12 protein-coding genes and 1 riboswitch are annotated in these 13,701 nt (G+C 30.1%); of the genes, 9 read left to right on the forward strand and 3 right to left on the reverse strand.

Features of this window, described 5'->3' with window-relative positions; all coding sequences use genetic code 11:
* Position 1 precedes the first annotated feature (1 nt).
* The 5 genes from ilvD to ACRC28_RS15105 all read left to right on the forward strand — a co-directional run bounded on the left by ilvD (position 2) and on the right by ACRC28_RS15105 (position 5,900).
* Positions 2-1,660: a dihydroxy-acid dehydratase gene (ilvD, locus tag ACRC28_RS15085; RefSeq protein WP_438544263.1), complete on the forward strand. Its 1,659-nt coding sequence runs from the start codon at positions 2-4 to the stop codon at positions 1,658-1,660.
* 33 nt (positions 1,661-1,693) lie between these two features.
* Positions 1,694-3,364 (forward strand): biosynthetic-type acetolactate synthase large subunit, encoded by a 1,671-nt coding sequence (ilvB, locus tag ACRC28_RS15090; protein WP_438544264.1) that lies wholly within the window; start codon positions 1,694-1,696, stop codon positions 3,362-3,364.
* Between the two features lie 17 nt (positions 3,365-3,381).
* Positions 3,382-4,386, forward strand: coding sequence for a ketol-acid reductoisomerase (ilvC, locus tag ACRC28_RS15095; protein ID WP_438544265.1), 1,005 nt, complete (start codon positions 3,382-3,384; stop codon positions 4,384-4,386).
* 124 nt (positions 4,387-4,510) lie between these two features.
* Positions 4,511-5,179, forward strand: a complete 669-nt coding sequence (locus ACRC28_RS15100) for a M48 family metallopeptidase (RefSeq protein ID WP_438544266.1) — start codon at positions 4,511-4,513, stop codon at positions 5,177-5,179.
* Between the two features lie 76 nt (positions 5,180-5,255).
* Positions 5,256-5,900, forward strand: coding sequence for a hypothetical protein (locus ACRC28_RS15105; RefSeq protein ID WP_438544267.1), 645 nt, complete (start codon positions 5,256-5,258; stop codon positions 5,898-5,900).
* A 67-nt stretch (positions 5,901-5,967) separates the two neighbouring features.
* Here the strand turns inward: ACRC28_RS15105 and thiT are convergent, their stop codons facing one another.
* Positions 5,968-6,642, reverse strand: a complete 675-nt coding sequence (gene thiT, locus ACRC28_RS15110; protein ID WP_438544268.1) for an energy-coupled thiamine transporter ThiT — start codon at positions 6,640-6,642, stop codon at positions 5,968-5,970.
* Between the two features lie 52 nt (positions 6,643-6,694).
* Positions 6,695-6,795, reverse strand: a riboswitch (TPP riboswitch).
* Between the two features lie 101 nt (positions 6,796-6,896).
* Here thiT and ACRC28_RS15115 point away from each other — a divergent pair.
* A complete protein-coding gene (locus tag ACRC28_RS15115; protein WP_438544269.1) occupies positions 6,897-7,526 on the forward strand; it encodes a cyclase family protein in 630 nt (209 codons plus the stop codon).
* A 42-nt stretch (positions 7,527-7,568) separates the two neighbouring features.
* On the opposite strand, the gene ACRC28_RS15120 is transcribed toward ACRC28_RS15115, so the two are convergent.
* Both ACRC28_RS15120 and ACRC28_RS15125 read right to left on the reverse strand, forming a co-directional pair.
* Positions 7,569-8,825 (reverse strand): CapA family protein, encoded by a 1,257-nt coding sequence (locus ACRC28_RS15120; protein ID WP_438544270.1) that lies wholly within the window; start codon positions 8,823-8,825, stop codon positions 7,569-7,571.
* Positions 8,826-8,827: 2 nt separating this feature from the next.
* Positions 8,828-9,652 carry a M15 family metallopeptidase gene (locus tag ACRC28_RS15125; RefSeq protein WP_438544271.1) on the reverse strand — a complete coding sequence of 275 codons (825 nt, stop codon included), beginning with the start codon at positions 9,650-9,652 and terminating at the stop codon, positions 8,828-8,830.
* A 228-nt stretch (positions 9,653-9,880) separates the two neighbouring features.
* On the opposite strand from ACRC28_RS15125, the gene ACRC28_RS15130 reads away from it, so the two are divergent.
* From ACRC28_RS15130 to ACRC28_RS15140, 3 genes are read left to right on the forward strand one after another with little or no spacing between them, the layout of a single operon-like run.
* Positions 9,881-11,023 carry a cysteine desulfurase family protein gene (locus ACRC28_RS15130; protein ID WP_438544272.1) on the forward strand — a complete coding sequence of 381 codons (1,143 nt, stop codon included), beginning with the start codon at positions 9,881-9,883 and terminating at the stop codon, positions 11,021-11,023.
* Between the two features lies 1 nt (position 11,024).
* Positions 11,025-12,179, forward strand: a complete 1,155-nt coding sequence (gene thiI / locus ACRC28_RS15135) for a tRNA uracil 4-sulfurtransferase ThiI (RefSeq protein ID WP_438544273.1) — start codon at positions 11,025-11,027, stop codon at positions 12,177-12,179.
* 59 nt (positions 12,180-12,238) lie between these two features.
* Positions 12,239-13,639, forward strand: a complete 1,401-nt coding sequence (locus tag ACRC28_RS15140; RefSeq protein WP_438544274.1) for a PTS galactitol transporter subunit IIC — start codon at positions 12,239-12,241, stop codon at positions 13,637-13,639.
* Positions 13,640-13,701: the final 62 nt, after the last annotated feature.

Below are 13,701 nucleotides of genomic sequence, written 5' to 3' on the forward strand. Positions count from 1 at the left end.
TATGAGAAGTGATAGAGTAAAAAAAGGTGTAGATAAAGCACCTCATAGGTCATTATTTAAGGCAACGGGCTTAACTGATGATGAAATAGATAGACCGTTAATTGGTATAGTTTCAGCACAAAATGATATTATTCCAGGTCATGTACATTTAAATACAATAGTTGAAGCGGTTAAAAAAGGAGTTCTTTCAAATGGTGGAACACCTCTTGTATTTCCTGTAATAGGAGTGTGTGATGGAATTGCAATGGGGCATATAGGAATGAAATATTCTTTAGCAACAAGAGAGCTTATAGCAGATTCTATTGAATGTATGGTAAATGCTCATGGATTTGATGCATTAGTATTTGTACCGAACTGCGATAAGATAGTTCCAGGTATGATAATGGGTGCATTAAGAATGAATATTCCATCAATTTTTATAAGTGGTGGACCAATGCTTGCAGGAAAAGCTAAGGGAAAAGATATTTCATTATCAACTATGTTTGAAGCAGTTGGAGCTTTTGAAGCAGGGAAAATAAATAAAGAAGATTTCTGTGATATGGAAAATAAGGCATGCCCAACATGTGGGTCATGTTCAGGAATGTTTACAGCAAATTCTATGAACTGTTTAACTGAAGTTTTAGGACTTGGATTACCTGGGAATGGGACAGTGCCAGCAGTATATTCAGAAAGAATAAGACTTGCAAAGATGGCTGGAAAAGCTATTATGAGCATTTTAGAAAAAGATATAAAACCAAAGGATATTGTAACAGAAAAATCTATAAAGAATGCTTTAACTGTTGATATGGCACTTGGATGTTCAACAAATTCAGTACTTCATTTAACTGCAATATCAGCAGAGGCAGAAGTAGAAATGAATTTGGATATTATAAATGAAATATCAGAAAAAACACCAAATCTTTGTAGACTTGCACCAGCATCTGATACACATATTGAAGATTTGTATTGGGCGGGAGGAATAACTGCTGTTATGAATGAATTATCTAAAAAAGGATTGTTAGAAGAAGAGTGCATAACAGTAACAGGAAAAACACAAGGTGAAAATATAAAAGAAGTTAAAGTTAAAAATTATGATGTCATAAAAAATATAGAAAAGCCATATAGTGAAACAGGTGGAATTAGAGTTTTAAGAGGAAATATTGCTTTAGACGGTGCTGTTGTTAAAAAGTCAGCAGTAGTTCCTGAAATGCTTAAGCATGAAGGTACGGCAAAAGTATTTAACTCTGAAGAAGAAGCTATTGATGGAATTAAGACAGGGAAAATAGTTTCAGGTGATGTAGTTGTAATAAGATATGAAGGGCCAAAGGGTGGACCAGGAATGAGAGAAATGCTTTCACCAACTTCAGCAATTGCAGGAATGGGACTTGATAAAAGTGTTGCATTAATAACTGATGGTAGATTTAGTGGTGCAACAAGAGGGGCAGCAATAGGACATGTATCACCAGAAGCAGCAGAAGGTGGAGCTATTGGATTAATAGAAAATGGAGATATAATTTCCATTGATATTATTGAAGGAAAGCTAGAGCTTAAAGTTTCAGAAGAAATCTTAAATGAAAGAAGAAAAAATCTTGTAATGCCAGAACCAAAAATAAAAACTGGTTATTTAAAAAGATATTCTAAATTAGTAAGTTCAGCAAGTACTGGAGCAGTATTTAAATAAGAAGGGAGAGTAAGAATAAAGGAGGGGGCTATATTGTTAATAACAGGGGCAGAAATTTTAGTAAAAGCATTAATTGATGAGGGTGTTGAGACCATGTTTGGATACCCTGGTGGGTCAGTTTTAAATATATATGATTCACTTTATATGTATAAGGATAAAATAAATCACATTTTATCTTGTCATGAGCAAAATGCAGCACATGCGGCAGATGGATATGCAAGAGCAACAGGTAAGGTTGGAGTATGTCTTGCAACATCAGGACCAGGGGCAACAAACTTAGTAACGGGAATTGCAACAGCATACATGGATTCAGTTCCAGTAGTTGCAATAACAGGAAATGTTCCTAAGAACCTTTTAGGAAAAGACAGTTTTCAAGAGGTTGATATTCAAGGTATAACAATGCCAGTTACAAAGCACAATTATATTGTAAAAGATGTAGAAGACTTACAAAGAATTATAAAAGAAGCTTTCTATATAGCTAAAACAGGAAGGCCAGGACCAGTTTTAATAGATATTCCAAAGGATATAACAGCTGCAAAAGCAGAATATAGAAATCATGATGAAGTTAGAATTGATATAAAAGAATTTGAAATATCAGAAAGAGATATTGATGTTGTAGCTAGCATGATAAATGAATGCAACAGACCATTAATATATGCAGGTGGAGGAATTATATCAGCAGATGCAGAAGATGAATTAAGAAATTTAGCTGAAAAAATAGATTCACCAGTATGTACATCTTTAATGGGGAAAAGTGCATTTTGTGTAAATCATCCTCTTCATACAGGAATGATAGGAATGCATGGAACAAAAGCATCTAATTTAAGTGCAACAAAAAGTGATTTAATTATTGCTTTAGGTGCTAGATTTTCAGATAGGGTTATAACTAATCAAGATAATATAAAGAATGCTAAAGTAATTCACATTGATATTGATAAAGCTGAAGTAAATAAAAATATAAAATCAGATGCTTTTGTAATAGGTGATTTAAAAGAAGTTTTAAATCTTTTAATTCCAAAAGTAAATAGAGTTAGACGAACTGAATGGAATGAAAGGGTTAATAAATTTAAAGAGCTTTCAAAAAAAGATGAGAAAAAAGGTCTTACACCGGAATTTTTCTTTAAAACTTTAAATAGAATAAATAATGGAGATGTTCTTATAACAACAGAAGTTGGACAACATCAAATGTGGGCAGCACAATATTTTGATTTTAAAGGAAAGAGAACATTTGTATCATCCGGTGGTCTTGGAACAATGGGGTTTGGTCTTGGTGCAGCTATAGGTGCACAAATGGGAAGACCGGATATGAAGGTTGTTAATATTGCTGGAGATGGAAGCTTTGCAATGAATTGTAATGAGTTTGCAACTGCAGTTACAAATAATCTACCAATAGTTATTGTAGTTATGAATAATAAGGTTCTAGGAATGGTAAGACAATGGCAAAGCTTTTTCTATGAAGGAAGATATTCACATACTACGTTAAATAGAAAAACTGACATTGTAAAGCTTGCAGAAGCTTTTGGTGGAAAAGGTTATAGAGTAGATGAAGAAGACAAGTTAGAAGATGTATTAATAAAAGCATTAAATGAAAAAGTACCTGTAATAATAGATTACGTTATAGATACTGATAAAAAAGTATTTCCAATGGTAGCACCTGGTGCTCCAATTGATGAAATAATAAGCGAAGATGACATAAAGGAATAAAAGGGGGAAAAGAAATTATGGCAAAAATGTTTTATGAAAAAGACACAAATTTAGAATTATTAAAAGGTAAAAAGGTGGCTGTTATTGGTTATGGTAGCCAAGGACATGCACATGCATTAAACTTACATGATAGTGGCGTTGATGTAGTAGTAGGATTATATGAAGGAAGTAGATCATGGGAAAGAGTACAAGCTGCAGGATTAGAAGTAGCAACAGTAAAAGATGCTACAAAGTCTGCAGATATCATTATGGTTCTTATTCCAGATGAAAAACAAGCTAAATTATACAAAGAAGAAATTGAGCCAAATTTAGAGGCGGGAAATGCATTAGTATTTGCACATGGATTTAATATTCACTATACACAAATAGTACCTCCAGCAAACGTTGATGTATTCATGGTAGCACCAAAAGGACCAGGACATATGGTAAGAAGAACTTACACAGAAGGTTCAGGAGTTCCATGTTTAATCGCAGTATATCAAGATGCAACTGGAAATGCTAGAGACTTAGCTTTAGCATATTCAAATGGTGTTGGTGGAGCTAGAGCTGGTGTTTTAGAAACTACATTTAAAGATGAAACTGAAACAGATCTTTTTGGAGAGCAAGCAGTTTTATGTGGAGGATGTACTGCACTTATAAAAGCAGGATTTGAAACATTAGTAGAAGGTGGATATGCACCAGAAAATGCATACTTTGAATGTTTACATGAAATGAAACTTATAGTTGATCTTTTATATCAAGGTGGAATGGAAATGATGAGATATTCAATTTCAGATACAGCTGAATATGGAGATTATGTAGTTGGAAATAGAATAGTAACAGAAGAAACTAAAAAAGAAATGAAAAAAGTTTTAGCAGAAATCCAAGATGGAACATTTGCAAGAAACTGGCTAACTGAAAATGCAGTAGGAAGACCTTACTTCAACTCAGTTAGAAGAATTGAAAAAGAGCATCAAATCGAAAAAGTTGGAAAAGAACTAAGAGAAATGATGAGTTGGATTGATACTAAGAAATTAGATTAATCATTAAAAAGCATTCCCTAAAATAAATATATAAATTTTGAAAAGCCCTTGTGTCCCAAAACAAGGGCTTTTTGTTATAATTAGTTTAAAGATTAACAGAAGAACAGAGGAACAAGGTGAGTAAATGGTAGATTTTAAAGAGAAAGTTACAATAAGTAAAAAGCGAATGAAAAACATAAGCATTAGAATTCGTGATGGGAAGATTTTAGTATCGGCACCTTTAGGAATATCGGATGAGTATATCTTTGACTTGTTAGAGAAGAAGAGAATATGGATAGAAGAAAAGTTAAAAGTGAAGAGTGAATTTAAAGTTAACGAGTTATTAAAGAGAGAAAAAATTGAAGACGGAGAGAAGGTTAACTATCTAGGCAAGGAGTATAATATTAAAATAGAAGAAAGAAGTAATGGGGGGATTGAATTCGCAGAAGAGGATTTGATTATTAATTGTTATAAAAAAGAAAATGCTTTAGAAATATTGAAAAAATTTTACATAGATAGCATAAATAGAATTTTGATAGAAAAATTAAATGAAATGAAAGAATATACAGGATTGATTCCAAGACGGATGACCATTAAATTTATGACTACGAGATGGGGAAGTTGTAACAAGGCGAAAGGATTTGTTAATTTAAATGGGGAGCTTATAACAAAAAGAGAGAAGGCTATTGAGTATGTTATAATTCATGAATTATGCCATTTAATCCATCCAAATCATTCAAGAGAGTTTTATAGTTTAGTAGAAAAGTATATGAAGGATTATAGAGAAGAAGAAGTTTATTTGAATGGAAGATAATTTTTTATCTAGGTGGCAAAGAACAGACGAGGTGCATATTATTTAGTGAGAGTAATTTTACTAAAGGGGAATAGATATGTACAAAAAGATAAAAGGAATAGCATTAAGAGTATTAACAATGATAGTATTCTTTATAGGATTAGAAGGGGTTTTTGGAATAACTGCATTAGCAGAGGAGAAGGTTAAAAGCACAAGAGATATAAATGAAATGTATATTGCATTAGTGGTATTAGTTATTTTAGTTTGTGCTAGAGGTGTATTTGCAATATATCAATTTCACAAGACAACAACTGTCTTTAGAAAAGAAAGAGAAAAAGCTAAAAAGACATTAGAAAATCCAAGTGATAGTAGTTGGATTTATGACAATTTAATAAGCAGAGCTAAGATTTGTTTTAGACAAATAAATAATAGTTTAAAAGAAGATGATTTAAGCATAATTTCAGGATATATAAGCGAAGAGTTTAGTGATAATATAGATGAAAAATTAAAAAATGGAAGACTAGAAGAAATAGAAATATTAAAGGTAGTGCCTATAAAAGCTATAGATAAGATTGGGGATTCAGAAGATTTAGTCGTACTGATAATTAAATATAAGGGACTTAAGAATGGATATTTAAGAGAAGAAGAAGAAATATGGACATATATAAAGAAACATGGAGTTTGGGTAGCAGATAAATTTGAAAAATCAAACTTGAAAATAGATTTAGAGGATATTAAATAAATTTTAGGCATATAAAAACCAGTAAGAGTGATTTTCTTACTGGTTTAATTGATGTAAAATTTAATTACTAGCCCTTAAAGTTAGGGTTTATTATTTTTAATAATCTATTTATAGGTAATAATTTAAAAATAACAATACAAATTACCATATTTATAAAACATGTTGGTAAATTATAAAGGAAGGAATATAATGCAGGATTCATTCCAGCTGGTGCAAATGAACCAAAGAAAGCTACACCTGATATAAAGTGTGCTAAAAGGTTGAAGCAAAATGCAACAATAATTCCTATATATTTTCTTCCCATAAAGAACCCAGCAAGTCCCATAGCGATGTTTGGAAGTGGGTAATCAAATAAGACTTGCACAGGTTGTAGAATATATGGATCTGTGATTAATGAAATAAATCCATATAAAAATCCTGTAATAAAACCAGCTTCTTTTCCATAAGCAAATGTAATTATTAAAATTGGAAGCAGTGCTCCAAGTGTAACATCACCACCTTGTGGGAAATGATAAATTCTAAAAATACTTAAAATTAAAGATAAAGCTAATGCTATAGCAATTGAAGTAAGCATTCTTGCATTAAATTTAATTTTACTTGTTTTAAAGAAAACTATAAAGATTAATAAAAGTCCAACTAAGGCTAAAATAACCATAGGGTCTTTAACAACCTGATAAAGTTTATGAGGTAAATCAGAAAATGTTTTAAGTAATCTGTCTCCCCAGTCTGTGATTAAGTGCATAAAAAAAACCTCCATTTTGTGCTAGAAGGCTTAAACATGTATCATTGTATTTTTGAAACATTTAAAGCTTTCCTACGCTAGTATTATCTAGATCAGGTAAAAGGGTTAATGATAAAAATCATCTCTCAGCCAATGGCACCCCTAGCACGAATAATTATTAATTAACAACTTAATTCTAAAACTATATTTATAAAAAGTCAAATAATAGCAGAATAATGGGAAAAAGAAAGTTTAAGAAAGAAAGGTGTCAGTTTATGAAGATTTATGATATAACACATACAATAGAAAATAATATGACAGCATATTGTAAAGAGGAAAAAGTACAAATAAAAAGCTTGTGGTCAGTAGAAAATGAGGGATATAACGTTACTGAATTAATGATAAATACTCATAGTGGAACTCATATAGACATGCCAAAGCATTTATTCCAAAATGGAGAAGACTTAGAGTGGTTTACAGAGGATAAATTTATAGGAAAGGCTTTTGTTTTAGATTGTAGAAAACAAAAAGAGATAAGTAAAAGTTTTATTGAAAAGAATATAAAGGATATTAAAACTTACAGATATTTGTTATTTAAAACAGGTACAGAAGGATTATGGGGAAATGAAGCATATCTAAAGGAATATATTACTTTTACAAAAGATGCTGTAGATTTCCTAGGAAATTTAGATAATTTATATGGTATAGGAATTGATGCAATTTCGATAGATGGAGTAGACTGTGAAGAGTTAGAAAATCATAAAGGAATATTAGGTAGTGGAAAGATAATTTTAGAGAACTTATGTAATTTGAAGGATTTAGAAGGTGAATTTGAAATAATTATAGCACCACTAAAGATTAAAGCAGGGGACGGAGCACCAGCAAGAATTTTATTAAGAAAATAGCAAAAGTTCAGTAGAAATTAAAGAGTTTCTACTGAACTTTTCTTAGTTTTTTGTTTCTTCTAAGGAAGAGAGATTATTAGAGCCGACTATATTTTTTGTTCTATTTAAAGAATTATTTAATCTAGTGATTACATCACTCGATAAATTAAAATTATCGGGTGAGTTAAGGGCATCTATTACAGGAATTATCTGATGAGTAAGTGTTCCATTTTCATTTTTCTTCCTATATACCCAAGTTGGAATGATATCATAATTTTTTAAATAGAGCTTTTCATTTTTAATACCTAGAGTTAAAGAAACAATAATACCATCTTCAGCATTATAGTTACCGATTTCCTCATAACATTGATTAGATAAAGTATTTCCTTGAGAATAAAAAACTAAAGTTTCTTTACCTAACTTGTTTTTTAAGGTTTCATATGGTTGTATAACATGTGGATGACCACCTAAAATTACATCAACATTATTATTATTTAAAATTTTAGCCATTTCTTTTTGATAATTATTTTGAGTAGTATTATACTCATTTCCCCAATGGATTGAACTTATAATAAATTGTACACCTTCTTTCTGCATATCTGAGATTATATCTTTCACTTCCTTATCAAAACTAGATAAATTATTATAGTCAAAAGAGTTTATTAAGGGTGCAAGCTCAGGTGATAGAGGAATACTATTTATTGAATTTCCGTTATTTGCAGCAGTTCTAAAGGTGTATGCAAAAAATCCAACTTTATGGCCGTTTAAATCATAAATTAGGTACTTAGGAGAAGAAGTATCTTTTCGAACACCAATAGTTTTAAAGTCATTTTCAGATATTTTATTAAGACTACGTTTAAAGCCTGAAATTCCTTTATCAATTGAATGATTTGTAGAGAAGTTAATAATATCAAGTCCTGAAGCTTTTAAAGAGGAAAGAAAGCTATCAGGAATATTAAATAAAGGATATCCACTAGGAGTACCACCAGCAAAAGAACCTTCAACAATCCCTAGAGAAAGAGAGTCATTTTTTAGTAGTGGACTGATATATTCAAAGCTTCTATCAAAATTGTAGTTTCCACTTGAGGTTTTAGCACCATTAATTTGTGATTGATGAACGATTAAATTACCAAGAGAAGTTATATTGAATTCCATGTCAGAAGGTTCTTTAATTTTTATATCTTCCTTTGGAATAGCTTCAATTAATGGTGGGGTTTTACTAATAATTTTATTATTAAGAGCAAAGTACCCAAACGCAACCATAATTAAAATAAGTAAAGTTCCAATACAAAAGGGAATTAAATTTTTATTTTTTTTCATAATTAATTATTTAAGCTTGAAGTTAAAACTTGAATTTCAGAGTCTAACTCTAAAAGGTATTCTTCAAGGGTCAAATTATTCTCCTTTATAGATTTTGCATGGCTTGTGCCGACATAACGATAGTGCCATGGTTCATAATTATATGAAGTTATATTTTCTTTTCCTTTTGGATATCTTAATATAAACCCAAATTTATAAGCGTTTTCATCAAGCCACTTAAAAGCAGAAGTTTTCTCAAAAGCAGTAGTTAAAACTTGATGATTAGTGGATACAATATCTAAAGCATATCCAGTTTCATGTTCACTACTTCTTGGTGGAGCAGAGTATCTACTTGCATAATCATATCCATATTTTTTTACATTAGATTGATAAAGATTTTTTTGTGTTTCCTTTGATCTATAACCAGAAGCTCCAAGCAATGAAATACCATCTTTTTTTGCAGCATTAAACATTTCTGTTGCAGCTTTTTTTGTAGGTTCATTTAACTTTCTTGCAGTTACATAAGATATAAATGGTAAATTAGAATCTACTAGGTTATTAGGTTTATAATTATCATTTAAAAGAACTTTTTTATTACATAGCAATAAATGCTCGTCAGAACGAATTTCTTTTAAGTTATCTAAATTTTGTTTTAACTGAACCTTAGCAGAAGCCTCTTTTGTTTCTTCATCAGTAGGAACATCAGTAGAAACATTAGGAGATTCATCTGTAGAATCAGAAGTTGATTTATTAAAAAATGATTCAGAAATCATTATATTTATAAAAGAAAAAGAGACGATTAAAAGAGCACTAAAAAGAAATAAAGAAATAATTTTTTTCTTATTCATTAATTTTCACCTCTAAAAGTATTTTATTTACAATTTTACCATAAAAGATAAAAAATAAACATTAATGTAATAAAAAAGAAAGAAAATAGAAAAAAATACATGTTTTTGAGGCATTAGGTTTAAATATTAATCTTATTATGATAAAATATTTCAGACTAAACTTATCAGAATACTTAATAGAATAAGTGAAGGAGAAAAAATTAATACTATCATTAAGGAGTGAATTAAATGGAAGTATATTTTGATAATTCGGCGACAACAAAAGCATATGATGAAGTTATTGAAGAAGTTAGCATAGGAATGAGAGAAAACTTTGGAAACCCATCCTCATTACATAGACTTGGAATAAAAGCTGAGAAAGCACTTAATGAAACTAGAGAAGTTATAGGAAAAACTTTAAATGCATCTAAAGAGGAAATTTATTTTATTTCAGGTGCAAGTGAAGGAAATAATTTAATTTTTAAAGGAATAGCAAAGAAAGACCAACATATAATAACTACAAAATTTGAACATCAATCAGTTTTAAAAACAGCAGAAGAGTTAGAGAAAAATGGAGTAGAAGTTACATATTTAGAAGTAGATAAAGATGGAAAAATATCAATTGAAGAATTAAAAAAAGAGATTAAAAAAAATACTGTATTAGTATCAATAATGTTTGTAAATAATGAAATGGGGGCAATCCAAGATTTAGAGCAAATAGGAAATACTATAAAAGAAATTAGTAATAGAGCAAAGTTTCATGTGGATGCAGTTCAAGGTTATGGGAAGTTTAAAGTTGATGTTAAAAAGATGAAGATAGACTTATTAACAATGACAGGACATAAGATACATGGACCTAAAGGAACTGGATTTTTATATATGAAAAAGGGGATGAATATGAATTCTCTTATTCATGGTGGAAGTCAAGAAGGTTCTTTAAGAGCAGGAACACAAAATGTACCTAGCATTTTAGGATTAAAAAAAGCCATAGAGATAGTAAATTCTAATATGAAAGAGAATTATGAAAAAGTATTTAAGTTAAAAGAATACATGATAGAAAGATTAGATGAAATAGAGGATATAAGGATTAATAGTCCAATGGATAAAACATCACCATATATATTAAATGTTTCATTTAAAGGTCTTAGAGCAGAAGTTTTACTTCATTTTTTAGAAGAAAATAATATTTACGTTTCAACAGGCTCTGCTTGTACATCAAAATCAAGTGGAGTAAATGGAAGTTATGTAATAAAAGCATTAGGACTTTCTAATGATGAAATAAATGGAGCTATAAGATTTTCTTTTTCTGAAGAAAATACTAAGGAAGAAGTAGATTATACAATAGAAAAACTTAAAAATGGAATGAAATTCTTGAGGAGGATGAAAAGATAATATGAGAAAATTAATATTAGTTAAGTATGCATCAGAAATATTTTTAAAAGGTCTTAATAAAAATAAGTTTGAAAAAAAATTAAGAGACAACATAAAGAAAAAGTTAAAAGGTCTAGAATATGAAATGATAATTGACCAAGGAAGATACTTTATAAAGGTTGATGATTTAGAAGAAGGAATAGATAGAGTAAGAAAAGTTTTTGGAGTATCAGCAGTATGTATAGTTACAGAAGTTGAGAGAGATATGGATGTTATAAAGACAGAAGTATTAAAGAAAATAAATGAAGTAAAGCCAAAGACATTTAAGATAGAAACAAACAGAGCAAATAAAGTTTTTGATATGACATCAGTAGAAATATCAAGAGAAATTGGTGGATATGTTTTAGACAATTATGAAGGTGAACTTTCAGTTAATGTTAAGGAGCCAGAATGTTTAGTAAATGTTGAAATAAGAGAAAGAGCTTATGTATTTACAAGTGCAGACAAAGTTAAAGGTGTTGGAGGACTTCCTTACGGAATGAATGGAAGCACTATGCTTATGCTATCTGGAGGAATAGATTCACCAGTTGCAGGATACTTAATGGCAAGAAGAGGAGTAGAGCTTAACTGTGTTTATTATCACAGTCATCCTTACACATCAGAAAGAGCTAAAGATAAGGTTAAAGACTTAGCTAAAATTTTAGCAGGATATACAGGAAGAGTAAGATTATTTATAGTTTCATTTACAGAAATTCAAATGGAAATTATAGATAAGTGTCCAGGGGATGAATTAACAATCATTATGAGAAGATTTATGATGAAGGTTGCATGTTCAATTGCTGATAGAGATGGAATTCAATCAGTTTCTTCAGGTGAGAGTATTGGGCAAGTTGCAAGTCAAACTATGGAAGGTTTAATTGTAAGTACAGATTCAGCAGATAGACCAGTCTTTAGACCATTAATTGCAATGGATAAAGAAGATATAATGGATATAGCAAGAGAAATTGGAACTTATGAAACATCAATATTACCTTATGAAGATTGTTGTACTATATTTGTACCAAAGCATCCAAAAACAAAGCCAAGATTAGATATAATTAAAAAATCTGAAAGTGCTTTAGATGTTGATGCATTAGTACAAAAAGCAATGGATGAAACAGAAGTTGTAGTATTTTAAAAAAATGGGTTCTTTATGGACCCATTTTCTAACTAAAGATAAAGGAGAAAATAGAAAAGATGATTTTACAAGAAATAAAAGAGTTTTTTACTGTTTTTGGAGCGCCAATATTTTTACCAGTAGTTATTTTTATAATATGTAAGGCACTTAAGGTTAATAGTAAAAAAGCCTTTTTATCAGGTTTATATGCAGGGGTAGGACTGCAAGGATTTATGCTTTTAATAGGAGCATTTACACCTATCATAATGCCAGTAATTAAACAAATGGTATCATCCACAGGCATTAACTTACCTGTCTTAGATTTAGGATGGCAAACAAGTGCCATAATAGCTTATTCAAGCAAGATAGGATTAATATTCTTTGTATTTGCGATTATAATCCAACTTGTACTTTTTGCAAGTAAGTGGACAAATATATTTTTACCATCAGATTTATGGTTAAATTACACATATATGATATGGGGTTCAATGCTTTATGTAGCTACCAAAAATGTGTGGTTATCTATGATTTTTATGGTAGTTATAATGATGTATAGTATTTTAAACATAGAAGTTATATGTAAGAGTTGGTCGAAATATTACAAGTATCCAAACTGTACTATTATTTCAATGCATAATACAGAAGTAACACTTCTTTTATATGTATTAGACCCTATATTTAATAAGTTTGGAGTAAATAAACTAAAGTTTAATCCAGAAAAAATGAAAGAAAAATTAGGTGTATTTGGAGAACCAGGAACAATAGGGCTTATACTTGGGATATTCATTGGTATATTAGGAAATATAAAAAGACTCGGATCAATGAAAGCATGGGGGCAGATAATGACGCTAGGAATAGTGCTTGCCACTTTAATGATTGTATTTCCTAAAATAGCAGAAATTTTTGGAAAAGCTTTTTCGCCAATGGCAGAAGCGGTAAATAAAAATTTAGATAAAGAAAAAAAGTCAAAAAGAAAGAGAGACTGGTATATAGGTGTAGATGATGCAACAGGGTATGGTGAACCAGCTACGTTAATATCAGGAACATTATTAATTCCAATAATGATAGTAATGGCTTTAATATTACCAGGAAACAAAACACTTCCAATGGTTGATTTAATCGCCCTTCCTTTTATGGTGGAAGCTTTAGTTGCAATGACTAAGGGAAATATGCTTAAGATTATAATCACAGGTGGAATTTGGTTTTCAATAGGCCTTTATACATGTTCAGCTTTAGCACCAATATACACACATGCAGCAATAGTTGCAGGAGTGGCACTTCCTGTTGGAGCACTTTATATAACAAGCTTTAACATGATGGCACAACCGATAGCATCATTAATGTTCTTTGCATTTTTAACTCAAAATTATATATTAATTGGATTTATTATAGTGTTATATTTTGTACTATATTTTATAGTTATGAGAAATTTAGATAGAATACATAATTATATAGATAGACAGGCTGAAAAAAATATATAAATAATCCACAAATAAAAAAACAATCCTCATAAAGTTGAGGATTGTTTTTAATTTATGTGGAT

The organism is Clostridium sp., from assembly GCF_051650885.1.
In the GTDB taxonomy this organism is placed as follows: Bacteria; Bacillota; Clostridia; order Clostridiales; family Clostridiaceae; genus Clostridium.